20 protein-coding genes, 2 rRNA genes and 1 riboswitch (1 of these 23 only partly in view) are annotated in these 22,307 nt (G+C 70.2%); of the genes, 13 read left to right on the top strand and 9 right to left on the bottom strand.

Features of this window, described 5'->3' with window-relative positions; genetic code table 11:
• The 12 genes from ACGH52_RS07420 to ACGH52_RS07365 all read left to right on the top strand — a co-directional run.
• Nucleotides 1-1,461: ribosomal RNA gene (locus ACGH52_RS07420) — 23S ribosomal RNA — on the top strand (it extends 1,662 nt beyond the left edge of the window).
• 85 nt (nt 1,462-1,546) lie between these two features.
• Nucleotides 1,547-1,663, top strand: a 5S ribosomal RNA gene (gene rrf, locus ACGH52_RS07415).
• A 110-nt stretch (nt 1,664-1,773) separates the two neighbouring features.
• Nucleotides 1,774-2,382, top strand: coding sequence for a CDP-alcohol phosphatidyltransferase family protein (locus ACGH52_RS07410; RefSeq protein ID WP_052838778.1), 609 nt, complete (start codon nt 1,774-1,776; stop codon nt 2,380-2,382).
• A gap of 112 nt (nt 2,383-2,494) precedes the next feature.
• Nucleotides 2,495-4,990, top strand: coding sequence for a mannose-1-phosphate guanyltransferase (locus ACGH52_RS07405; protein WP_059297746.1), 2,496 nt, complete (start codon nt 2,495-2,497; stop codon nt 4,988-4,990).
• 99 nt (nt 4,991-5,089) lie between these two features.
• Nucleotides 5,090-5,998 carry a DUF881 domain-containing protein gene (locus tag ACGH52_RS07400; protein WP_079032760.1) on the top strand — a complete coding sequence of 303 codons (909 nt, stop codon included), beginning with the start codon at nt 5,090-5,092 and terminating at the stop codon, nt 5,996-5,998.
• The gene (locus ACGH52_RS07395; protein ID WP_003977440.1) at nt 5,995-6,327 is read left to right on the top strand and encodes a small basic family protein; all 333 of its coding nucleotides are present in this window, start codon (nt 5,995-5,997) and stop codon (nt 6,325-6,327) included. The genes ACGH52_RS07400 and ACGH52_RS07395 overlap by 4 nt, the downstream gene beginning before the upstream one ends.
• Before the next feature lie 5 nt (nt 6,328-6,332).
• Complete coding sequence (locus tag ACGH52_RS07390) at nt 6,333-7,175, top strand: DUF881 domain-containing protein (RefSeq protein WP_076973374.1); 843 nt, start codon at nt 6,333-6,335, stop codon at nt 7,173-7,175.
• Between the two features lie 148 nt (nt 7,176-7,323).
• Nucleotides 7,324-8,175 (top strand): FHA domain-containing protein, encoded by an 852-nt coding sequence (locus ACGH52_RS07385; protein ID WP_238696783.1) that lies wholly within the window; start codon nt 7,324-7,326, stop codon nt 8,173-8,175.
• A 44-nt stretch (nt 8,176-8,219) separates the two neighbouring features.
• Nucleotides 8,220-8,957 carry a MerR family transcriptional regulator gene (locus ACGH52_RS07380; RefSeq protein ID WP_399938273.1) on the top strand — a complete coding sequence of 246 codons (738 nt, stop codon included), beginning with the start codon at nt 8,220-8,222 and terminating at the stop codon, nt 8,955-8,957.
• 108 nt (nt 8,958-9,065) lie between these two features.
• Nucleotides 9,066-9,539 carry a bifunctional nuclease family protein gene (locus ACGH52_RS07375; protein WP_030189411.1) on the top strand — a complete coding sequence of 158 codons (474 nt, stop codon included), beginning with the start codon at nt 9,066-9,068 and terminating at the stop codon, nt 9,537-9,539.
• 163 nt (nt 9,540-9,702) lie between these two features.
• A complete protein-coding gene (locus tag ACGH52_RS07370) occupies nt 9,703-10,389 on the top strand; it encodes a MerR family transcriptional regulator (protein WP_171987048.1) in 687 nt (228 codons plus the stop codon).
• A 73-nt stretch (nt 10,390-10,462) separates the two neighbouring features.
• A complete protein-coding gene (locus ACGH52_RS07365; protein WP_121702270.1) occupies nt 10,463-11,896 on the top strand; it encodes a DNA polymerase IV in 1,434 nt (477 codons plus the stop codon).
• Here the strand turns inward: ACGH52_RS07365 and ACGH52_RS07360 are convergent.
• On the bottom strand, nt 11,812-12,189 hold the full coding sequence (locus ACGH52_RS07360) for a PRC-barrel domain-containing protein (RefSeq protein WP_171987047.1): 378 nt from the start codon (nt 12,187-12,189) through the stop codon (nt 11,812-11,814). The genes ACGH52_RS07365 and ACGH52_RS07360 overlap by 85 nt on opposite strands.
• 150 nt (nt 12,190-12,339) lie before the next feature.
• Nucleotides 12,340-12,435: riboswitch (glycine riboswitch) on the top strand.
• A gap of 179 nt (nt 12,436-12,614) precedes the next feature.
• On the opposite strand from ACGH52_RS07360, the gene gcvP reads away from it, so the two are divergent.
• Complete coding sequence (gene gcvP, locus ACGH52_RS07355; protein WP_121702269.1) at nt 12,615-15,500, top strand: aminomethyl-transferring glycine dehydrogenase; 2,886 nt, start codon at nt 12,615-12,617, stop codon at nt 15,498-15,500.
• Between the two features lie 67 nt (nt 15,501-15,567).
• Here gcvP and ACGH52_RS07350 read toward each other — a convergent pair whose 3' ends face one another.
• The 8 genes from ACGH52_RS07350 to ACGH52_RS07315 form a co-directional block, all read right to left on the bottom strand.
• Nucleotides 15,568-15,987, bottom strand: a complete 420-nt coding sequence (locus ACGH52_RS07350) for a molybdopterin-binding protein (RefSeq protein ID WP_399938270.1) — start codon at nt 15,985-15,987, stop codon at nt 15,568-15,570.
• A 26-nt stretch (nt 15,988-16,013) separates the two neighbouring features.
• Nucleotides 16,014-17,165, bottom strand: coding sequence for an ABC transporter ATP-binding protein (locus ACGH52_RS07345; protein ID WP_399938268.1), 1,152 nt, complete (start codon nt 17,163-17,165; stop codon nt 16,014-16,016).
• On the bottom strand, nt 17,162-18,022 hold the full coding sequence (locus tag ACGH52_RS07340; RefSeq protein ID WP_399938266.1) for an ABC transporter permease: 861 nt from the start codon (nt 18,020-18,022) through the stop codon (nt 17,162-17,164). The genes ACGH52_RS07345 and ACGH52_RS07340 overlap by 4 nt, the downstream gene beginning before the upstream one ends.
• The gene (modA, locus tag ACGH52_RS07335; protein WP_399938264.1) at nt 18,019-18,861 is read right to left on the bottom strand and encodes a molybdate ABC transporter substrate-binding protein; all 843 of its coding nucleotides are present in this window, start codon (nt 18,859-18,861) and stop codon (nt 18,019-18,021) included. The genes ACGH52_RS07340 and modA overlap by 4 nt, the downstream gene beginning before the upstream one ends.
• A 204-nt stretch (nt 18,862-19,065) precedes the next feature.
• Entirely contained in the window at nt 19,066-19,461 is a 396-nt protein-coding gene (locus ACGH52_RS07330) for a molybdopterin-binding protein (RefSeq protein ID WP_076973421.1), read from the bottom strand.
• Between the two features lie 27 nt (nt 19,462-19,488).
• Nucleotides 19,489-20,541 (bottom strand): LacI family DNA-binding transcriptional regulator, encoded by a 1,053-nt coding sequence (locus ACGH52_RS07325; protein WP_399938262.1) that lies wholly within the window; start codon nt 20,539-20,541, stop codon nt 19,489-19,491.
• A 228-nt stretch (nt 20,542-20,769) separates the two neighbouring features.
• The gene (locus ACGH52_RS07320) at nt 20,770-20,973 is read right to left on the bottom strand and encodes a DUF5999 family protein (protein ID WP_059297722.1); all 204 of its coding nucleotides are present in this window, start codon (nt 20,971-20,973) and stop codon (nt 20,770-20,772) included.
• A 286-nt stretch (nt 20,974-21,259) separates the two neighbouring features.
• Nucleotides 21,260-21,844, bottom strand: a complete 585-nt coding sequence (locus ACGH52_RS07315) for a hypothetical protein (protein WP_076973366.1) — start codon at nt 21,842-21,844, stop codon at nt 21,260-21,262.
• Nucleotides 21,845-22,307 lie beyond the last annotated feature (463 nt).

Genomic DNA, 22,307 nt, shown 5'->3' with positions numbered 1-22,307 from the left:
ATCCCGGGCGGTGGTTGTCCCGGGGTAAGGGTGTAGGCCGCAAGGTAGGTAAATCCGCCTTGCATACGGCTGAGACCTGATGCCGAGCCGATTGTGGTGAAGTGGATGATCCTATGCTGTCGAGAAAAGCCTCTAGCGAGTTTCATGGCGGCCCGTACCCTAAACCGACTCAGGTGGTCAGGTAGAGAATACCGAGGCGTTCGGGTGAACTATGGTTAAGGAACTCGGCAAAATGCCCCCGTAACTTCGGGAGAAGGGGGGCCACACCCGGTGACCGGATTTACTCCGTGAGCTGGGGGTGGCCGCAGAGACCAGCGAGAAGCGACTGTTTACTAAAAACACAGGTCCGTGCGAAGCCGTAAGGCGATGTATACGGACTGACGCCTGCCCGGTGCTGGAACGTTAAGGGGACCGGTTAGCTCCATTTCGGTGGGGCGAAGCTGAGAACTTAAGCGCCAGTAAACGGCGGTGGTAACTATAACCATCCTAAGGTAGCGAAATTCCTTGTCGGGTAAGTTCCGACCTGCACGAATGGCGTAACGACTTCTCGACTGTCTCAACCATAGGCCCGGTGAAATTGCACTACGAGTAAAGATGCTCGTTTCGCGCAGCAGGACGGAAAGACCCCGGGACCTTTACTACAGTTTGATATTGGTGTTCGGTTCGGCTTGTGTAGGATAGCTGGGAGACTTTGAAGCTCGCACGCCAGTGTGGGTGGAGTCGTCGTTGAAATACCAGTCTGGTCGTGCTGGATGTCTAACCTGGGTCCGTGATCCGGATCAGGGACAGTGTCTGATGGGTAGTTTAACTGGGGCGGTTGCCTCCTAAAGAGTAACGGAGGCGCCCAAAGGTTCCCTCAGCCTGGTTGGCAATCAGGTGTTGAGTGTAAGTGCACAAGGGAGCTTGACTGTGAGACCGACGGGTCGAGCAGGGACGAAAGTCGGGACTAGTGATCCGGCGGTGGCTTGTGGAAGCGCCGTCGCTCAACGGATAAAAGGTACCCCGGGGATAACAGGCTGATCTTCCCCAAGAGTCCATATCGACGGGATGGTTTGGCACCTCGATGTCGGCTCGTCGCATCCTGGGGCTGGAGTCGGTCCCAAGGGTTGGGCTGTTCGCCCATTAAAGCGGTACGCGAGCTGGGTTTAGAACGTCGTGAGACAGTTCGGTCCCTATCCGCTGTGCGCGTAGGAGTCTTGAGAAGGGCTGTCCCTAGTACGAGAGGACCGGGACGGACGAACCTCTGGTGTGCCAGTTGTCCTGCCAAGGGCATGGCTGGTTGGCTACGTTCGGGAGGGATAACCGCTGAAAGCATCTAAGCGGGAAGCCTGCTTCGAGATGAGGACTCCCACCCCCTTGAGGGGTTAAGGCTCCCAGTAGACGACTGGGTTGATAGGCCGGATCTGGAAGCACCGTGAGGTGTGGAGGTGACCGGTACTAATAGGCCGAGGGCTTGTCCTCAGTTGCTCGCGTCCACTGTGTTGGTTCTGAAACCACGAACAATCAGACCGTGTTGGTCACCGGTTGGTTGTCTGTTTCATAGTGTTTCGGTGGTCATAGCGTAGGGGAAACGCCCGGTTACATTTCGAACCCGGAAGCTAAGCCTTACAGCGCCGATGGTACTGCAGGGGGGACCCTGTGGGAGAGTAGGACGCCGCCGAACTCCTTTTAGAGCTCTGGCTCTTGGGCACGCAGCCCGAGAGCCAGAGCTTTTTTGCGTTGAGGTAAGGTCAGTGGGCATCATTGACTCGTTTCCCACCAGGAGGCCCCCGCGTGGAGGTCCAGGAGACCCGCGTGCAGACCGACCGGGTCCTCACCATCCCGAACATCCTGAGCATGGCGCGCCTGCTCGGCGTGCCGCTGTTCCTGTGGCTCATCCTGCGGCCCGAGTTCGGCGGTCCGCAGAGCGACGGCTGGGCGCTGTTGGTGCTGGCCCTGAGCGGGGTCAGCGACTACCTGGACGGAAAGCTCGCGCGGCGTTGGAACCAGATCAGCAGCCTCGGCCGGCTGCTGGACCCGGCGGCCGACCGGCTCTATATCCTCTCGACACTGGTGGGCCTCACCTGGCGCGAGATTCTCCCGCTCTGGTTGACCCTTGTACTGCTTGCCAGGGAGGCGATGCTGCTGGTCATGGTGGGCATCCTCCGGCGCCACGGCTATCCGCCGCCGCAGGTGAACTTCCTGGGCAAGGCCGCCACGTTCAACCTCATGTACGCCTTCCCGCTGCTTCTGCTCAGTGACGGAAGCGGATGGATCGCGTCACTCGCCGCAGTCTTCGGATGGGCGTTCGCCGGATGGGGTACAACCCTGTACTGGTGGGCAGGTGTTCTCTATGTGGTGCAGGTCCGCCGTCTGGTGCGTGCGGACGTCGCAGCCGATTGAACTCGCTGATTCCGCGGTCCCGGTGGCCGGATGGCCCCCGCTGGAAAAGTGCGGGACCCTGGACGGGTGAAGTCGGCTAAACCGTCGTCTCTCAGAGGAGGACGCTTCCGACATGAAGGCCGTCGTGATGGCTGGAGGCGAAGGCACACGCCTTCGTCCCATGACCTCGAGCATGCCCAAGCCGCTCCTGCCGGTGGTCAACCGGCCGATCATGGAGCACGTTCTCCGGCTGCTCAAAAGGCATGGGCTCAATGAGACCGTCGTGACCGTCCAGTTCCTGGCCTCGCTGGTCAAGAACTATTTCGGTGACGGCGAGGAGCTCGGTATGGAGCTCACCTATGCCAACGAGGAGAAGCCACTCGGTACCGCCGGAAGCGTCAAGAACGCCGAGGAAGCATTGAAGGACGATGCCTTCCTCGTGATTTCCGGCGATGCCCTGACCGACTTCGACCTCACCGACCTGATCAATTTCCACAAGGAAAAGGGCTCGCTCGTCACCGTGTGTCTGACGCGCGTGCCCAACCCGCTGGAATTCGGCATCACCATCGTCGACGAAGAGGGCAAGGTCGAGCGCTTCCTGGAGAAGCCGACCTGGGGCCAGGTCTTCTCGGACACCGTGAACACCGGAATCTACGTCATGGAGCCCGAGGTCTTCGACTACGTCGACCCCGATGTGCCCGTGGACTGGTCCGGTGACGTCTTCCCGCAGCTGATGAAGGAAGGCAAGCCCATCTACGGCTATGTCGCCGAGGGCTACTGGGAGGACGTCGGTACCCACGAAAGCTATGTGAAGGCCCAGGCCGACGTCCTGGAGCGCAAGGTCGACGTCGACATCGACGGCTTCGAGATCTCGCCCGGGGTCTGGGTGGCCGAGGGGGCCGAGGTGCATCCCGACGCCGTGCTGCGCGGGCCCCTGTACGTGGGCGACTACGCCAAGGTCGAAGCCGGCGCCGAGATCCGCGAGCACACCGTCATCGGGTCCAACGTCGTCGTCAAGAGCGGCGCCTTCCTGCACAAGGCCGTGGTGGCCGACAACGTGTACGTCGGACCGCACAGCAATCTGCGGGGCTGCGTGGTCGGCAAGAACACCGACATCATGCGTGCCGCGCGGATCGAGGACGGCGCGGTCATCGGTGACGAATGCCTGGTCGGTGAAGAATCGATCATCCAGGGGAACGTGCGGGTCTACCCGTTCAAGACCATCGAGGCCGGTGCCTTCGTCAACACCTCGGTCATCTGGGAGTCCCGCGGCCAGGCGCACCTGTTCGGCGCCCGCGGGGTCTCCGGCATCCTGAACGTGGAGATCACGCCCGAGCTCGCCGTGCGGCTGGCCGGTGCGTACGCGACGACCCTGAAGAAGGGCTCCACCGTCACCACGGCCCGTGACCACTCCCGTGGTGCCCGTGCCCTGAAGCGGGCGGTGATCTCCGCACTGCAGGCCAGCGCCATCGACGTACGCGACCTGGAGAACGTACCGCTGCCCGTGGCACGGCAGCAGACCGCGCGGGGCAGCGCCGGCGGAATCATGATCCGGACCACTCTGGGGGTGCCGGACTCCGTCGACATCATGTTCTTCGACGGACAGGGCGCCGACCTGTCGCAGGGCAGCCAGCGAAAGCTGGACCGGGTCTTCGCGCGGCAGGAGTACCGGAGGGCGTTCCCCGGAGAGATCGGGGACCTGCACTTCCCGTCCAGCGTGTTCGACTCGTACACCGGGTCCCTGCTGCGCAACGTCGACATCACCGGCATCGCGGACTCCGGGCTCAAGGTCGTCGTCGACGCCTCCAACGGCAGCGCGGGGCTGGTGCTGCCCAGCCTGCTCGGGAAGCTGGGCGTCGACTCGCTGACCATCAATCCCGGTCTCGACGAGGCCAGGCCCACCGAGTCGGCCGACATGCGGCGGTCGGGGCTGGTGCGGCTCGGGGAGATCGTGGCGTCCTCGCGGGCCGCGTTCGGTGTGCGGTTCGACCCGGTCGGTGAGCGGCTGTCGCTCGTCGACGAGAAGGGCCGGATCATCGAGGACGACCGGGCGCTGCTGGTGATGCTCGACCTGATCGCGGCCGAGCGGCGCAGCGGCCGGGTCGCGCTCCCGGTGACGACCACCAGGATCGCCGAGCAGGTCGCCGCGTACCACGGCACGCAGGTCGAGTGGACGACCACCTCTCCGGACGACCTGACCCGGGTCGGCGGCGAGGAAGGGGCGATCTTCGGCGGCGACGGCAAGGGCGGCTTCATCGTCCCCGAGTTCAGCAGCGTCTACGACGGCACGGCGGCCTTCGTGCGGCTGATCGGGCTGGTCGCCCGTACGCAGCTCACGCTGAGCCAGATCGACGCGCGGATTCCGCGGGCCCATGTCCTCAAGCGTGATCTGGCGACCCCGTGGGCCGTCAAGGGCCTGGTGATGCGGCGGGTCGTCGAGGCGGCCGGAGACCGGTTCGTGGACACCACGGACGGGGTGCGGGTGGTCGAGACCGACGGGCGCTGGGTGATGGTCCTGCCCGACCCGGCGGAAGCGGTCACCCACCTGTGGGCCGAGGGTCCCGACGACGCCTCCGCCCAGGCGCTGCTGGACGAGTGGGCCGCGGTGGTGGACAGCGCGGGCCGCTGAGAACGCGCCGCACGCGTGCGTGCCGGACAAGTGTCCCCAAGGGGGCCTGTCCGGCACGCCGGTGGGGCCGTTCGGAGGTAGTGGCCGTGGCGTGCGACGATGTGCGGCATGCCGCAGCCACCCCCCGTTCGGAGCACATCCACGCGGCCCGCGCGCCCGGACGCGTCCATGTCGCTGCTCACCAACGTCATGGACCACAGCCTCGACGACGGCTACGCCGAGGCCGCCGCGCGGAAGAAGGCCGACGGCAGGGGCGGCATGCCGAAGACGCTGCGCGCCAAGCTGGGGCTGGCGGCCGGTCTGGTCCTCGCGGCCCTGGTCGTGACGGTCGGCGCGGCCCAGGCGCGGGTCGCCGCTCCCGTCGTTGCGAAGGAGCGTGAAGAGCTGGTCGACCGCATAGAGGGGGAGACCTCGGCGGCCGACAAGCTGGAGAAGAGCGTCGACGAGCTGCGCGACGACGTGAACACGCGACGGCGCGAGGCGCTGGAGAAGAGCGGCGACGGCGACCGCACCGACCTGGTGGGGATCCTGTCGGGCGCGGTGGAGGTGCACGGCCCCGGCGTGAAGCTCGTGGTGAACGACGCCAAGGACGTCGGCGGCGCAGGCGCCGACGGGCAGCCGCGCGGCACCTCCGGGTTCTCCGACACGGGCCGGGTGCGGGACCGGGACATGCAGCGCGTGGTCAACGGTCTGTGGGAGTCCGGCGCCGAGGCGATCTCCATCAACGGCCAGCGTCTGACGGCACTGTCGGCGATCAGGGCCGCCGGTGACGCGATACTGGTCGACAACAGGCCGCTGGTGCCGCCGTACACGGTGCTCGCGGTGGGGGACGGCGAGCGGCTGAGCAGGGGCTTCCAGGACAGCGCGGACGGGCTGTACCTGCATGCGCTGGAGGAGAGCTACGGCATCCGGACCGCCATCTCCGTCGCCGACGACCTCAAGCTGCCGGCCGCACCGAGTGTGATCGTACGTACAGCACAGCCGATAACCGAGAAGGGCACATCGTGATCGCCGTACTGGGCCTCGTCGTGGGAGTCGTGGCCGGATTGCTGGTCCGGCCCGAGGTGCCGGCGGCCGTGGAGCCGTATCTGCCGATCGCCGTCGTGGCGGCGCTGGACGCCGTCTTCGGTGGTCTGCGGGCCATGCTCGACGGCATCTTCGACGACAAGGTCTTCGTGGTGTCGTTCCTGTCCAACGTGGTGGTGGCCGCGCTGATCGTGTTCCTGGGCGACAAGCTGGGCGTCGGTGCCCAGCTGTCCACCGGCGTCGTGGTGGTCCTCGGCATCCGCATCTTCTCCAACGCGGCGGCGATCCGACGCCACGTCTTCCGGGCGTGAGGCCGATGAGCGACCACGAGGAGCGGCCCGCGCACCGGCTGCGCAAGGAGCTGCCCGACGAAGTGCCGCCCTCGCCGTCCGCGGCCGGGGAGGACCGGGGAGGCGCACGGCCGGAGCGGAACGGAGTGACCGGCAGGCAGCGGCTCCTGAAGGGGCTGTGGCCGCCTCGCCTGACACGGGCACAACTCATCGTCGCCCTGCTCCTGTTCGGGCTCGGATTCGGCCTTGCGGTCCAGGTGGCGTCCAACAGTGACAGCGACAGCGCACTGCGTGGCGCCCGCCAGGAGGATCTGGTCCGCATCCTCGATGAACTGGACGACCGAACTCAGCGTCTTGAAGACGAGAAACAGGGTCTCGAGAAGCAGCGCGACGAGCTGGAGAACAGTTCCGACCAGGCGGAGGAGGCCCGCAAGCAGACGCTCGAGAAGGAGCGGCAACTGGGCATCCTCGCGGGCACCGTGGCCGCGCAGGGGCCCGGCATCACGGTGACCATCGAGGACACGAAGGGGACGGTCGAGGCGGACATGCTGCTCGACGCGATCCAGGAGCTGCGCGCGGCGGGTGCGGAGGCGATCCAGGTGAACGGGGTACGGGTCGTCGCCGGCACGTACCTCGCGGACGCCGACAAGTCCGTCAGCGTCGACGGGAACAAGATCAACGCGCCCTATCGTTTCCAGGTCATCGGCAAGCCGCAGGACCTCGAACCGGCTCTCAACATTCCTGGAGGAGTGGTGCAGACTCTGGAGAAGGAACAGGCCACCGTTACTGTTGAGCGGTCGAGCAAGATCGTCGTGGACGCCTTGCGAGCGGCGGAGCGGCCTGACTACGCTCGGTCGTCCTCCCAGTGAACCGACGGTGCATGGGGGACGTCCGGCGAGGGCATGAGGTTGCGGGGGGTCGGCGCACCGATTGGGTGGTGCGTGGTGGAAACTGTCTGGTGGAGACGGACGTTGTGAAGGTGTCCGGGTCGGCCAGTGCGTTCAGTAAGGGTTCGTCCTGCCCCACGGGCGGGTCTGTTTCGGTCAAGGGGAATCGCCCGTGAAGTTGTTTGCGAAGTTGTTCGGCAAGAGCGCGCGAGAGGGCAGCGGCGACAACGCGACCGCCCGTCATCGCGCACAGCCCGACGCGGAGGGCCGACGCCCGATGTACCGGGACCAGGTGGGTGGTCCGGGCGCGCCGTCTGTTGACCCTGCTCAGTCCGGCGGCATAGGTTTCGGCCAGCCCTCGGCCGCAGGTCCGGGTGGAGGGTTCAATCCCGACCCGTACGCGTCGAACGCCCCGGCGGGGCAGCCGCGGCAGGAGGATCCGTCCATGTCGGCCCTGGTGTGTACGAGGTGCGGCAACCGCAACGCGGAGAACAGCCGCTTCTGCTCCAACTGCGGCGCTCCGCTGCGGCCCGGGGCGGTCCCGGAGCGCGCGTCCGAGACGACCTCCACGATCTCCATCTCCGGCCTGGAGGCCTACGACGCGGAGGTCACCGGCCAGACGGCGGTGCCGGCGCTCTCCCCCGAGGCGCAGGCGGCCGTGGACGCGCTGCCGCTGGGCTCCGCGCTCCTGGTCGTGCGGCGCGGTCCGAACTCGGGCAGCCGCTTCCTGCTGGACGGCGAGCTGACGACCGCCGGTCGTCACCCGCAGAGCGACATCTTCCTGGACGACGTGACGGTCTCGCGTCGGCACGTGGAGTTCCGCCGCAGCCCGGACGGTTCGTTCACGGTCGCCGACGTCGGCAGCCTGAACGGCACGTACGTCAACCGGGAGCGCATCGACCAGGTCGCCCTGTCGAACGGTGACGAGGTGCAGATCGGCAAGTACCGGCTGGTGTTCTACGCGAGCCAGCGGGGTTACTGACCCGCCCCCGGGCGGCCCGCCCGGGGAACCTCCAGGGAAGGTCCATGTTTCAAACACCGAGCGGCGGTGCCGGGCAAGGCGCCGCCGTCACGGACAGTGGGCTGATGAGCATCGGCGCAGTGCTGAACGCGCTGCGTGACGAGTTCCCCGACATCACCATCTCCAAGATCCGTTTCCTGGAGTCGGAGGGCCTCGTCGAGCCGCGGCGGACCCCGGCCGGGTATCGCAAGTTCAGCGCGCACGACGTCGAGCGCCTCGGCCACGTGCTGCGCATGCAGCGGGACCACTATCTGCCGCTCAAGGTCATCCGCGAGCATCTGGACGCCGTGGAGCGCGGCGAGGCCGTCGCGCTGCCCCGGGTCGGCCGGCAGCGGGACGGCGAGCCCGTAACGGAGTCCGCCGAGAGCCCCACCGTGGCCCGGATCGGGCGGGACGAGCTGCTCGCCACGGCCGGGATCGGTGACCAGGAGCTGAAGGAGTGGGAGTCGTACGGACTCCTCGCCCCGCTGCCCGACGGTGCGTACGACGCCGAGGCGGTCACGGTGGCGTCCTTGGTCGTGCAGCTGGGACGCTTCGGCATCGAGCCGCGGCACCTGCGGGTGATGAAGGCCGCCGCCGACCGGGAGGCCGGGCTGGTGGACCAGGTGGTGGCCCCGCTGAAACGGCACCGCAACCCGCAGACCAGGGCACACGCGGAGGCCCGCACCAAGGAGCTGGCCGGGCTGGCGGTGCGGCTGCACGCCGCATTGGTGCAGACCGCCCTGGGCGTGCGGCTGCCCTGAGACGAGCGGGACCGCGGATCCGGATCACCGACCCGATCCAGACCCGGATCGCCCACCCGATCCCGGCCCGACTACCCAAACGTCCCGGGCACGGCCTAGGGTTGCTGTGTGAACGAGCTCGATGTCGTAGGTGTCCGGGTCGAGATGCCCTCCAACCAGCCGATCGTGCTGCTGCGCGAGGTGGGCGGCGACCGTTACCTTCCCATCTGGATCGGACCTGGGGAGGCGACGGCGATCGCCTTCGCCCAGCAGGGCATGGCGCCCGCGCGGCCGCTGACCCACGACCTGTTCAAGGACGTGCTGGAAGCCGTCGGCCAGGAGCTCACGGAAGTGCGCATCACCGACCTGCGGGACGGCGTCTTCTACGCCGAGCTGGTCTTCGCGAGCGGGGTCGAGGTCAGTGCCAGGCCGTCCGACGCCATAGCGCTGGCCCTGCGCACCGGTACGCCGATCTACGGAAGCGACACGGTCCTCGACGACGCCGGCATCGCCATTCCGGACGAGCAGGAGGACGAGGTGGAGAAGTTCCGCGAGTTCCTCGACCAGATCTCGCCCGAGGACTTCGGGACCAGCAACCAGTGAGACGCGGCCCCGTCCGCGCACATCCGGCTAGCCTTTCCCGGGAACAGGGCACGCGAAACCACTCGTAGGGTGATTATCACTCGGCGTGCCGAGTGTGGCGATCGTTGACGCACCCTTGGTGACTGCCTACCTTCGAGGAGGCAGGTCAAGGACGGAGGTCGGCGTGAGAATCAGCGGCGACGGTACGGTTGGGGGTGGCCCCGGGCACAGTCTCGGGGCAGGCGGTCCGTACCCGCCCCCGGGTTCCCGGTTGCGCGCGAGCGCGGGTCACGCCCAGCACGGTGGCGCGGCCGATCACGGTCCGCAGCGACCGGCGGGCGTGCCGACCAGCGGAGGGGCGGCGTCCATGGCGTCCGAGCAGATCGGCTATCGCGGCCCGACGGCCTGCGCGGCCGCCGGCATCACCTACCGGCAACTCGACTACTGGGCCCGCACCGGCCTCGTCGAGCCCAGCGTGCGGCCCGCGCACGGTTCCGGCACACAGCGCCTGTACAGCTTCCGCGACGTGGTCGTGCTGAAGATCGTCAAGCGCTTCCTCGACACCGGTGTCTCCCTGCAGAACATCCGCTCCGCCGTCCAGCACCTCAGGGAGCGCGGCTTTCGCGACCTGGAGCGCATGACGCTGATGAGCGACGGCGCCACCGTCTACGAGTGCACGTCTCCCGACGAGGTGCACGCCCTGCTCCAGGGCGGCCAGGGTGTCTTCGGGATCGCCGTCGGCGTGGTGTGGCGGGACGTGGAGAGCGCGCTGTCCCAGCTGCACGGGGAGCGGATCGACACGGGGGAGACCCTGGTCGGGCACAATCCGGCCGACGAGCTGGCCCGGCGGCGGAACAACCGGGCGGTCTGAACCGTACGCCGCCGCGGGGTTCCTCCGGCCGGTGATGGCGGGATTGTCAGTGGCGTAGGGCAGCATCGGGGATGTGAGAACCGCGCCCACGATCCTGCATCTCGACATGGATGCCTTCTTCGCCTCGGTGGAGCAGGCGTCCAAGCCGAGCCTGCGCGGGAAGGCCGTGGTGGTGGGTGGCCTCGGACCGCGCGGCGTGGTCGCCACCTGCTCGTACGAGGCGCGGGTGTTCGGCGTGCACTCCGCGATGCCGATGGGCCAGGCCCGCCGGCTCGCGCCGCACGCCGCCTACCTCGTTCCGCGCTTCGAGCTCTACCGGTCGATCAGCGAGCAGGTGATGCGGCTGCTGCGGGAGCTGTCGCCGCTGGTGGAGCCGCTGAGCCTGGACGAGGCCTTCGTGGACCTGGAGGCCGGCGGGACGGCCTGGGACGCGGAGTCGGCGCGGCTGGCCGGGGTGAAGCTGCGCACGGACATCCGCACCGCCACGGGCCTCACCGGGTCCGTGGGCCTCGCCGCCTCCAAGATGCTCGCCAAGATCGCCTCGGAGGAGGCGAAGCCCGACGGACTGGTGCTCATCCCGCCGGGGACGGAGCGGGCCATGCTGGAGCCGATGACCGTGCGGACGCTGCCCGGGGTGGGTCCGGCCACGGGTGACCACCTGCGGCGGGCCGGGATCACCACGGTCGGCGAGATCGCCGAGGCGGGCGAGGACGAGCTGGTGCGGCTGCTGGGCAAGGCGCACGGCCACGCCCTGTACGCCATGGCGCTGGCGCGGGACGAGCGGCCGGTGGTGGCCGAGCGGGAGACCAAGTCGGTGTCCGTCGAGGACACCTACGACGTGGACATCCACGACCGGGTGCGGGTCGGCGTCGAGGTGGGGCGGCTCGCGGACCGCTGCGTCCGGCGGCTGCGCGGCTCCGGTCTGTCCGGGCGGACCATCGTGCTCAAGGTGCGCCGCTACGACTTCTCCACGCTGACCCGCTCCGAGACCCTGCGCGGGCCCACCGACGACCCCGCGGTGGTGCGCGAGGCGGCGGCCAGACTGCTGGACTCGGTGGACACCACGGGCGGCGTACGGCTGCTCGGGGTCGGCGTCAGCGGCCTCGCCGACTACACGCAGGAGGACCTGTTCGCCCAGGCGGCGGGGGAGCGGGCCGACGAACCGGCCGAGGAGATCGAGACCCGGCCCGCCGAGGAGCACAGACCCTCGCCCACCGAGCGCCGGTGGGCGGCGGGGCACGACGTGCGGCACACGGAGCTGGGGCACGGCTGGGTGCAGGGCAGCGGCCTGGGGCGGGTCACTGTGCGGTTCGAGACGCCGTACTCGGAGGTCGGGCGGGTGCGGACCTTTCCGGTGGACGACCCCGAGCTGACCCCCGCGGACCCGCTGCCGCTGGTCGCCGCTGCGGAAGGCGCGGCGGGTCAGCCCTCGTCGTTGCCCCTGCCGGCCAGCTTGCCGAAGTCGTGGTCGGGAGGCGGGGGAGCGGCCGCCACGTCCAAGCCGTAGTGGTGGTAGAGCTGGAGTTCCTGCTCGGGCGAGAGGTGGCGGCCGACGCCGAAGTCGGGCGCCTCCTTGATCAGGGAGCGGTCGAAGGGCACGCGCAGGGTGCCGTCGACCAGCTCGCTGGGCTCCAGGGGGACGAAGGCGTCCCTGCTGAAGAGGCCGGTTCGTATCGCCGCCCACTCGGGGACGCCGGTGGCATCGTCGAGGTAGACCTCGTCCACGGTGCCGATCCTGGTGCCGTCGCGGTCGAACGCCTTGCGGCCGATCAGGTTCCGCGGATCGATGTCAGTACGCACGGGGCCCTCCACTTGATCGCACCACTGGGCCGCACTGGGGTCACACACCAGCCGCCTAATCATCCGTAAGTACTACAAAAGAGCACAAGTGGCAGGTCGGCCACTCGAAGTCCGTGCGGCGGCCTCGCTGGTACGCTGGCAAACGGCTGCTGACCCCGCGCGGGAGAGTCCTCCGGACACCATCGGAGGCGCCGAAGGAGCAAATCCTCCCCGGAATCTCTCAGGCTCACGTACCGCACGGACGAGGTCACTCTGGAAAGCAGGGCGGGTGTCGACGGCTTCCGCTCTCACCGACGGTGAAAGCCGGGAGGAGCCCCAGGGCTCGCCCGGTGAAGCTCTCAGGTTGAGATGACAGAGGGGGAGGCCGTCCGGGTACCCGCGCCGTGGTGCCCCTCGAAGGTCGTCAGACCAGGAGGCCTCCGCACATGACCGCCCATCGCACTCCGCTCTCCGAACTCGAACAGGCCATGCCCTTCGAGCAGCGCCACATCGGCCCCGACCACGAGGCCAGGGCCAAGATGCTCGCGCAGGTCGGTTACGGCTCGCTCGACGAACTGACGGCCGCCGCGGTGCCGGATGTGATCAAGAACGCCGACCGGCTGGATCTGCCGGGCGCGCGCTCCGAGGCCGAGGTGCTGGCCGAGCTGCGCTCCCTGGCCGACCGCAACCAGGTCCTCGACTCCATGATCGGCCTCGGCTACTACGGCACCTTCACCCCGCCGGTCATCCTGCGCAACGTCATGGAGAACCCGGCCTGGTACACGGCGTACACGCCCTACCAGCCGGAGATCTCCCAGGGCCGCCTGGAGGCCCTGCTGAACTTCCAGACGATGGTCGCCGAGCTGACCGGCCTGCCCACGTCGGGCGCCTCGCTGCTCGACGAGGGCACCGCCGCCGCCGAGGCGATGGCCCTCTCCCGGCGCATGGGCAAGAACAAGAAGGGCCTGTTCCTGGTCGACGCGGACACGCTGCCGCAGACCGTCGCCGTGATACAGACCCGTGCCGAGCCGACCGGCGTCGAGGTCGTCGTCGCCGACCTGAGCGAGGGCATCCCCGCCGAGGTCGCCGAGCGCGAGATCAACGGCGTCCTGCTCCAGTACCCGGGCGCCTCCGGAGCCGTCCGCGACATCAAGCCGGTGATCGACCGGGCGCACGAGCTGGGCGCGCTCGTCACCGTCGCCGCCGACCTGCTCGCGCTCACGCTGCTCACCTCGCCCGGCGAGCTGGGCGCGGACATCGCCGTCGGCACCACCCAGCGCTTCGGCGTACCGATGGGCTTCGGCGGACCGCACGCCGGCTACATGGCCGTGCACGAGAAGTTCGCCCGCAGCCTCCCCGGCCGCCTGGTCGGCGTCTCCGTGGACGCCGACGGCAACAAGGCCTACCGCCTGGCCCTGCAGACCCGCGAGCAGCACATCCGCCGCGAGAAGGCCACCAGCAACATCTGCACCGCGCAGGTGCTGCTCGCCGTCATGGCCGGCATGTACGCCGTCTACCACGGCCCCGAGGGCCTGCGGGCCATCGCCCGGCGCACCCACCGGTACGCCACCATCACCGCGGCCGGTCTCGCCGCCGGCGGCGTCGAGATCGTGCACGGCGCGTACTTCGACACGGTCACCGCGCGGGTGCCCGGCCGGGCCGACGCGATCGTCCACGCCGCGCGCGACAACGGCATCAACCTGCGGCTCGTGGACGCCGACCACGTGTCCTTCGCCTGCGACGAGACCACCACGCGTGCCCAGGTGGGCGGGGTGTGGAACGCGTTCGGCGTCGAGGGCGACGTCGAGGCGCTGGACGCGGAGGCCGGGGAGGCGCTGCCCGAGGCGCTGCTGCGCACCGACGACTTCCTGACCCACCCCGTCTTCCACCAGCACCGCTCCGAGACCGCGATGCTGCGCTACCTGCGCCGCCTCGCCGACCGGGACTACGCGCTGGACCGCGGCATGATCCCGCTGGGCTCCTGCACCATGAAGCTCAACGCGACCACCGAGATGGAGCCGGTCACCTGGTCCGAGTTCGGCGCGCTGCACCCCTTCGCGCCCGCCGAGCAGGCGCAGGGCTACCTGACCCTCATCCGCGAGCTGGAGGAGCGGCTCGCCGAGGTCACCGGGTACGACAAGGTCTCGCTCCAGCCCAACGCCGGGTCGCAGGGCGAGTTCGCCGGACTGCTCGCCGTACGCGGCTACCACCGGGCCAACGGCGACGAGCAGCGCACCGTCTGCCTCATCCCGTCCTCCGCGCACGGCACCAACGCCGCCAGCGCGGTGATGGCCGGGATGAAGGTCGTCGTCGTCAAGACCGCCGAGGACGGCGAGATCGACGTCGAGGACCTTCGCGCCAAGATCGAGAAGCACCGCGACGAGCTGGCCGTGCTGATGATCACGTACCCCTCCACGCACGGCGTGTTCGAGGAGCACGTGGCCGACATCTGCGCGCAGGTGCACGACGCGGGCGGCCAGGTCTACGTGGACGGCGCCAACCTCAACGCCCTGGTCGGCCTCGCCAAGCCCGGGCACTTCGGCGGCGACGTCTCCCACCTGAACCTGCACAAGACCTTCTGCATCCCGCACGGCGGCGGCGGTCCCGGCGTCGGCCCCGTGGCCGTACGGTCGCACCTGGCGCCGTACCTGCCCAACCACCCGCTGCAGCCCGCGGCCGGTCCGCAGACCGGCGTCGGACCGATCTCGGCGGCGCCGTGGGGCTCGGCCGGGATCCTGCCGATCTCCTGGTCGTACGTCCGGCTGATGGGCGGCGAGGGCCTCAAGCGCGCCACGCAGGTGGCCGTGCTGTCCGCCAACTACATCGCCAAGCGCCTGGAGCCGCACTTCCCGGTGCTGTACACGGGCCCGGGCGGGCTGGTCGCGCACGAGTGCATCATCGACCTGCGCCCGCTGACCAAGGCCACCGGCGTGAGCGTCGACGACGTCGCCAAGCGTCTGATCGACTACGGCTTCCACGCGCCGACGATGTCCTTCCCGGTGGCCGGCACGCTGATGATCGAGCCGACCGAGTCCGAGGACCTGGCCGAGCTGGACCGGTTCTGCGAGGCGATGATCGCCATCCGCGCGGAGATCGAGAAGGTCGGCTCCGGTGCCTGGTCCGCCGACGACAACCCGCTGCGCGGCGCTCCGCACACCGCGGGCGCGCTGGGCGGCGAGTGGGACCACGCGTACACGCGCGAGGAGGCCGTCTTCCCGGCCGGTGTGTCCGCCGCCGACAAGTACTGGCCGCCGGTCCGCCGCATCGACCAGGCCTACGGCGACCGGAACCTGGTCTGCTCCTGCCCGCCGCTGGACGCGTACGAGGACTGAGTCCCGCCGCAGCAGTGAGAGAGGCTCCGTCCGGGCTCCCCAGCCCCGGACGGAGCCTCTCGGCGTCTCATCCCGTGGCGAGCGACACCTCCGTCGACTTGACCAGTGCGACGACGGGAACGCCGACGGACAGCTCCAGCTCGTCGGCGGCCTGCCGGGTGATGGCGGCGGTCAGTTCGGCGCCCTCGACGGCGACCGCGACGGAGACCATCGCCGCGCCGATGGTGAGGGCGGTGACGGTGCCCGGCAGCCGGTTGCGGATGGACAGGCCGTCGACGCGCCCGGTGGCCAGCGCCACCTCCGTGGACTTCACCAGGGCCCGTACGGCGGTGCCGGGGGCGAGCGCGAGGTCCTCGGTGGCCTCCCGGGTGATCGCCGCGGTGAGGTCCTGGCCGCCGGAGAGACGGACGCCGACCGTCGCCATGGCCTCGCCCGGGGTGACGGCGGTGACGATGCCGGGGAGCTGGTTGCGGATGCTCAGGCTCATGGGGGCACCGTAGCCCGGCAGAGGCGCTATGCCGGGTATGCGTGGGTCTGCGTCGCTTTGACCGTCGCCCACACCGGTGCGCCCGGGTGGAGGCCCAGTTCGGCCGCGGCGACCGTCGTGAGGTCGGCGGCGAGCGCGAGTTCGCCCGTGAGGTCCACACGGATCTGGTCGCCGTGACTCTCCAGGCCCGCGACCTCGCAGCGCCACAGGTTGCGGGCGCTGGAACCGGTGGGGCGCGCGCCGTACAGGGTCACGGCGCTGGGCGGGAACGCGACGAAGACCGGGCCCGCGAGGTGCTCGGTGGTGGTGATGGCGGGGCCCGCGTCGAGCCGCACGGTGTGGCCCTCGGCCCGTCCCCGGTAGAGGTTCAGGCCGACCAGCCGCGCGATGTAGTCCGTGCGGGGCCGGCGGGCGATGTCGGCGGGCCCGCCCTCCTGGACGACCGCGCCGTCCTCGACCACGACCAGCCGGTCGGCCAGCACCATGGCGTCCAGCGGGTCGTGCGTGACCAGTACGGCGACGGCCTCGAACTCCGCGAGATGGCGGCGGAGCTGGGACCGCACCTCCAGCCGGGTCCGGGCGTCCAGGGCCGCGAGGGGCTCGTCCAGCAGGAGCAGTCGCGGGTGGGTGGCCAGTGCGCGGGCCAGGGCGACGCGCTGGGCCTGGCCGCCGGAGAGGCGGCGCGGCTTGGCACCCGCGTGGCCGGCCAGGCCCATCCGGTCCAGCCACGCGGCGGCCCGCGTCCGGGCCTCCGCCTTGCTCGCGCCCCGGCAGCGCGGTCCGAAGGCGACGTTGTCGAGGGCGGTCAGGTGCGGGAAGAGCAGGTAGTCCTGGAAGACGACGCCGACCGGGCGGGACTCCGGCGGCGTACGGTCCAGCTCCGCGCCGTCCAGGCGCAGGTGACCGCCGGTGAGCGGGACCAGACCGGCGAGCGCGCGCAGGGCGGTGGTCTTGCCCGCGCCGTTGGGTCCGAGGAGGGCCACGACCTCGCCGGGCGCGGCGGTGAGCGCGACGTCCAGGCGGAAGGTGCCGCGGTCCACGACCAGGCGGGCGTCGAGGCCGTCCTTGAGCCGAGGGCTGTCGGGGGTGGGGGCGGCGTCGGCGTTGGCGTTGGCGTTGGCGTTGGCGTCGGCGTCGGGGGAGTCCATGGCGGCCTTCCGTTCGTCGGTGCCGGTCATGACGCGCTCATCCAGCGGTCCCGCAGACCTGCCAGGACGGCGATGGAGACGGCCAGCAGGACCAGGCTGAGGGCGATCGCCGCCGCCGGGTCGTTCTGCAGGGCGAGGTAGACGGCCAGCGGCATGGTCTGGGTCCGGCCGGGGAAGTTGCCCGCGAACGTGATCGTCGCCCCGAACTCGCCCAGTGCCCGCGCCCAGGCCAGCACGGCACCCGCCGCGACGCCCGGCGCGATCAGCGGGAGCGTCACCCGGCGGAAGGCGGTGAAGCGGTTGGCGCCGAGGGTGGTGGCGGCCTCCTCGTAGCGCGGGTCGGCGGCGCGCAGGGTGCCCTCCACGCTGATGACCAGGAACGGCATCGCCACGAACGTCTCGGCGAGGACGACGCCCGTCGTCGTGAACGGCAGGGTGATCCCGAACCACGCGTCGAGCCACTGCCCGATCACGCCGTTGCGTCCGAACGCCAGCAGGAGCGCGACGCCGCCCACCACCGGCGGCAGCACCAGCGGCAGCGTCACCAGCGCGCGGACGAACCCCCGGCCGGGGAAGTCGGTACGGGCCAGCAGCCAGGCCAGGGGCACGCCGACGAGCAGGCTCAGCACCGTCGCGGACGTCGCGCACAGCAGCGACAGCCGCAGCGCCTGCCACACCTCGGGGCTGGACAGCTGCTCCGGCAGGCCGCTCCACGGCGCGCGGATCACCAGGGCCAGCAGCGGCAGCAGCAGGAACGCCAGGCCGATCAGGGCGGGCACCAGCAGGGGGACCGGCACCATGCGCCCGCTGCGGCGGGGACGGCGCGGCCCACCGGCCACGAGGTCGGTCCCGGGTGGCGCGGGCTTCGTTCCGGCGGCCCTGGTCATGGCGTGCGGAACCCGGCCCCGGTGAGCACCCGCTGTCCCTCGGCGGATTTCACCAGCTCGACGAAGGCCCTGGCCGCGTCGGCGTTGGGGGCGTCCTTGAGGAGGGTGATCGGGTAGTCGTTGACCGCCTTGGCCGACTCCGGGAAGTCGACGCCCGTCACCTTGCCGCCGGCCGCCATCACGTCGGTCTTGTAGACGACGGCGGCGTCCGCCTCCTTCAGTTCGACCTTGGTGAGGGCAGCCTTGACGTCCTGCTCGTAGGAGACCGGGGTGAGGTCGAGACCGCCTGCGTCCAGGGCCTTCTGGGCCGCGGCACCGCACGGCACGGTCCGGTCGCACAGCACGACCTTGAGGCCGGACCCGGTGAGGTCCTTCAGGGAGGAGATGTGCTCGGGGTTGCCGGGCAGCGTGGCGATCTCCAGCTGGTTGCGCACGAAGGTGGCGGGGGTGCCGGCCGCGGCCCCGGCGTCGGTGACGGTGGCCATCGTCTTCGGGCTGGCGGAGGCGAACACGTCCGCCGGGGCGCCGCCGGTGATGCTGGCGGCGAGGGTGTCACTGCCGGCGAAGTTGAAGGTGACCTCGGTGCCCGGGTGCTGCTTCTCGAAGGTCTCGCCGAGCGTCGTGAAACTCTCCTTGAGCGAGGCCGCGGCGAAGACGGTGACCTGGCCGGAGAGCTTCGCGGAGGAGGACGACGAGGCACCGGCGGAGTCCGAGCCCGTGTCCGTGTCCGCGTCCGACGATGACGAGCACGCGCTCAGGGCGAGCAGCGCGGCGGCCCCGGCTCCGGCCACCCGCGCGGTACGGGGGATGCGGTGGGTCCTGCGCACGGAACGGGTCATCACGGGCCACTCCCTCGGCGTTCTGGGCAGGGGCCGACGGCTCGGCGGCCGAGTGAACGGTGTCCCCCTTGCGCCGATCATACTTCCGCATGTGCGAGGGCAATGTCTCCTGTCGCATCGCATGAGCGAGCCATGGGTGAGGAAAGGCTGGCATGTGCGTTCTCACGGTCGGCGGGTGCCGACGTGCGTCCGCAGGGCGGGTGCTCACGTCCTGTCGATATGGACATTCGTCGACTTCACCCGGGCGGTGGCCTCCACACCCACCTCCAGACCGAGTTCCTCCACCGCCTCCCTGGTCAGCAGGGAGACGAGCCGGTGTGGACCGGCCTGGATCTCGACCTGGGCCGCGACGTCCCCGAGCTTGATCGCGGTCACGATCCCGGGAAACGCGTTGCGGGCCGAGGTGTACGGGGTCTCCTCGTCGGCGCCGTCCGAGCGGGCGAGTTCGACCGAGAACGCGGCCAGGTCGCGCCCGTCGACGACACGCCGTCCGCCCTCGTCGCGACGGGTGGTGATCCGGCCCGCGTCGGCCCAGCGGCGCGCGGTGTCCGGGCTGACGCCGAGCAGCCGCGCCGCCTGGCCGATCGTGTAGGACTGCATGCCGGTCACGATAGGCCGCGGGAGCGCTCAGCGGGGAACGGGCGGGGGCGCCGTGCTGGAGCGCAGGATCAGGTCCGTGCCCAGTTCGACCCGTGGCGGGTCCGGCCGCTCGTCGCGGGTCCGGCGGAGCACCGCGCGAGCGGCCGCCCTGCCCATGTCGGCGAGCGGCCGGCGCACGGTCGTCAGGGGCGGTGCCGACCAGCGGACCTCGGGAAGGTCGTCGAAGCCGACGACGCTCAGGTCCTGCGGCACCCTCAGTCCGTGCCGGCGCAGCGCCTCGATGGCACCGAGCGCCATCTGGTCGCCGGCCGCGAAGACGGCCGTCGGCGGTTCGGGCAGGCCCAGCAGGGCCTCGCAGGCCGCGAAGCCGGACTCGTGGCGGAAGTCGCCGGGGACGATCAGGGACTCGTCGACGGCGAGGCCCGCGCCCTCCAGGGCGGCGCGGTAGCCGGCGCGGCGGTCCCGCGAGCAGAGCAGCCGCGGCGGCCCGGCGATCAGGCCGATCCTGCGGTGTCCCAGCTCCAGCAGGTGCTCGGTGGCCGCCAAGGCGCCCGACCGGTTGGCGGCGCCGACGGCGGGCACGTCCGGGGCGGGAGAGCCCGCCGGGTCGACGACGACCAGCGGGACGCCGAGGATCCGCAGCTCCTGGTGGAGCACGGGGTCCAGGGCCGAGGTGACGAGGACGACGCCGTCGGAGGCCCGGGCCCGCAGATTGCGCATCCACTGACGGGCGTCGCCCGAGCGTCCGCGGACCGCGGAGACCACGGTGCCGACCCCGGCGGCGTGGGCCACCTCCTCGACCCCGCGGATGATCTCCACGGCCCAGGGGCCGTCCAGGTCGTTGAAGACCAGGTCGATCAGGTCGGCCCGGCGGCCGGGCGCCGTGGCGCGCTTGCGGTACCCGTGCCGGCGCAGCAGTTCCTCCACCCGCGCCCTGGTTCCGGGCGACACGTCCGAGCGGCCGTTCACGACCCGGGACACGGTCGGCACCGAGACGCCCGCGCGGCGGGCGATGTCCGTGATCGTGACCCTGCCCCGGCGGCCGGAAGGCGTTACGGCCCGGGCCTCGTCTGCTGCCACTTCCCCACCCCCGCCGATACCGACCGCGAAAACCCCAGGAGCCTTCCGGAGTCCGGGCGCGCGGGGAAGGCGTTCCGGGCCAGGAAACGGGACCGGTCGTCGCGGCGGAGCGGACATGTCACGCGGAGTGACCGGCCCCGGACGCGCGTGGGGGCCGGTGCGCAGCAGTGGCTGCGATCCGGCCCCGTGATGCACCGGGCGCGGTGACGGGCACCGCCCGGCGGGTGGTCAGGCGGCCGGCGTCAGGCCCGCGCCGACGGGTCGGTGCGGGGCGATGGCCTGACCGTCCGGCAGTAGCTCACCGGTGTCCTCGAAGAGGACGACACCGTTGCACAGCAGGCTCCACCCCTGCTCCGGGTGGTGCGCCACGAGACGGGCGGACTCCCGGTCGGCGGAGACGGCTGAGGGGCACGGTGGCTGGTGCTGACACATGAGTGGGGTCTCTCGGTCTGTGGTGATGGGTGAGTTCGTCGTGTTGTCTGTCCCGCGGCGTGAAGCCTCGTTCATGGCCGCCCCCCGTTGGTGTGAGTCGTTCCGAACCCAGTGTTGCCCCACGGGCGTCGATCCGCAGGTATTTCGCAGCACCGCTTCTCACTGGTTGATGACGCGTCACCCGCGCGGACGGTTCAGCTCAACTGCACTGTCACTTCGGATGGTTCGGCATGGCCGAATGGGGCTAGTCCGCGCGGGTGGGCGGGGGAGCGGTGCGGCGGGACGGTCAGGCGGGAGAACCCAGCAGCCGCGTCGGCGTCACCCGGTGCGTGAGGACCGGCAGCAGTTCGGCGACCCGGTGCGGCCGGTGCGCCGCGATGCCGGGCGGGGCCGGTGCCAGCGGCACCAGCAGATCGGTGGCCGCGGGGTGCCCGGCGGCAGGGTCCGCGGTGCAGTCGCCGTGCAGCCACAGCGTGAGCATGTACAGCTCGGGAACCGACAGCAGGCGCGGCTGGTAGGGCTGGGGCATCGACTCGGCCTGCCGCAGCGCGCGCTCGGTCGAGGCGACGTAGGGGCCCTCGAAGAAGTGCGAGAACGCCCAGCCGTCGGGGGTCAGCATCGTCTCCGCCGCCGCCACCGCCCGGTCGCCGCACCGGATGTGGAACCGCCACCCGGCCAGTCGCGTCGCCGCCACGCCCTCCGCCGTGACCCGGTCGAGCACATGCACGGGAAGCGGCAGTTCGGGTGTCGCGGGTCCCTGGGCGCCGAGCAGCGCGGGGGTCCGGGCCTCGCGGACCGCGGTGGGCGAGGAGAGGGCGGTGAGGACGGAGCGCAGGGCGGGCGCGGGGGCCACGGGGACACGCAGGGGCATGATGGGTCGCCTCTCATTCGAAGGCACGGTGGCGCGAGGGCGGAGCTGGGCGGACGACGCTGTCGGCTCACAGGGCTGGGGAAGGCAGGGGCCGGGTCCGGGAACCGAGATGCGGGAGAGGTCTGCCGCGCGTCGGCGCGACGGCAGGATCCTTCGACCGTGGGCGCCGATCCGCTGCCTTGTCCGCGGAGTTTATACGACATGTGTTCAGACTGTGTTTCGGCTAGCCGATTCCGGCAACGAGTACAAGGTTGAATTCGGTCGTCGAGATGCGGTAATCCTCCGCATTTCGGGCCAGGTGTACGGCGATGACCTCGGGGAATGTTCACCGCGCGGTCGGCCAATTGTCGTCGGCGTTTTTCACGAGTTGCCGACCCGGGAAACTGCTCGCCGTGCCATGCCCGGTGAATGTGCCACCGGTCACACCGGCACAGCGTAGCGGCTGCCGGGTCGGCGCGGGGAC

The sequence above is a fragment of the Streptomyces sp. BBFR25 genome (assembly GCF_044590125.1).
Classification (GTDB): domain Bacteria; phylum Actinomycetota; class Actinomycetes; order Streptomycetales; family Streptomycetaceae; genus Streptomyces; species Streptomyces canus_D.
This window is presented reverse-complemented; position numbering and strand designations above follow the sequence as displayed.

Coding starts and splice junctions, on each gene's coding strand:
- ACGH52_RS07315 (WP_076973366.1), bottom strand. CDS start 21,844: ATGCCCCTGCGTGTCCCCGTGGCCCCCGCGCCCGCCCTGCGCTCCGTC.
- ACGH52_RS07380 (WP_399938273.1), top strand. CDS start 8,220: ATGTTTCAAACACCGAGCGGCGGTGCCGGGCAAGGCGCCGCCGTCACG.
- ACGH52_RS07340 (WP_399938266.1), bottom strand. CDS start 18,022: ATGACCAGGGCCGCCGGAACGAAGCCCGCGCCACCCGGGACCGACCTC.
- ACGH52_RS07405 (WP_059297746.1), top strand. CDS start 2,495: ATGAAGGCCGTCGTGATGGCTGGAGGCGAAGGCACACGCCTTCGTCCC.
- ACGH52_RS07400 (WP_079032760.1), top strand. CDS start 5,090: ATGTGCGGCATGCCGCAGCCACCCCCCGTTCGGAGCACATCCACGCGG.
- modA (WP_399938264.1), bottom strand. CDS start 18,861: ATGACCCGTTCCGTGCGCAGGACCCACCGCATCCCCCGTACCGCGCGG.
- ACGH52_RS07390 (WP_076973374.1), top strand. CDS start 6,333: ATGAGCGACCACGAGGAGCGGCCCGCGCACCGGCTGCGCAAGGAGCTG.
- ACGH52_RS07320 (WP_059297722.1), bottom strand. CDS start 20,973: ATGTGTCAGCACCAGCCACCGTGCCCCTCAGCCGTCTCCGCCGACCGG.
- ACGH52_RS07330 (WP_076973421.1), bottom strand. CDS start 19,461: ATGCAGTCCTACACGATCGGCCAGGCGGCGCGGCTGCTCGGCGTCAGC.
- gcvP (WP_121702269.1), top strand. CDS start 12,615: ATGACCGCCCATCGCACTCCGCTCTCCGAACTCGAACAGGCCATGCCC.
- ACGH52_RS07350 (WP_399938270.1), bottom strand. CDS start 15,987: ATGAGCCTGAGCATCCGCAACCAGCTCCCCGGCATCGTCACCGCCGTC.
- ACGH52_RS07345 (WP_399938268.1), bottom strand. CDS start 17,165: ATGACCGGCACCGACGAACGGAAGGCCGCCATGGACTCCCCCGACGCC.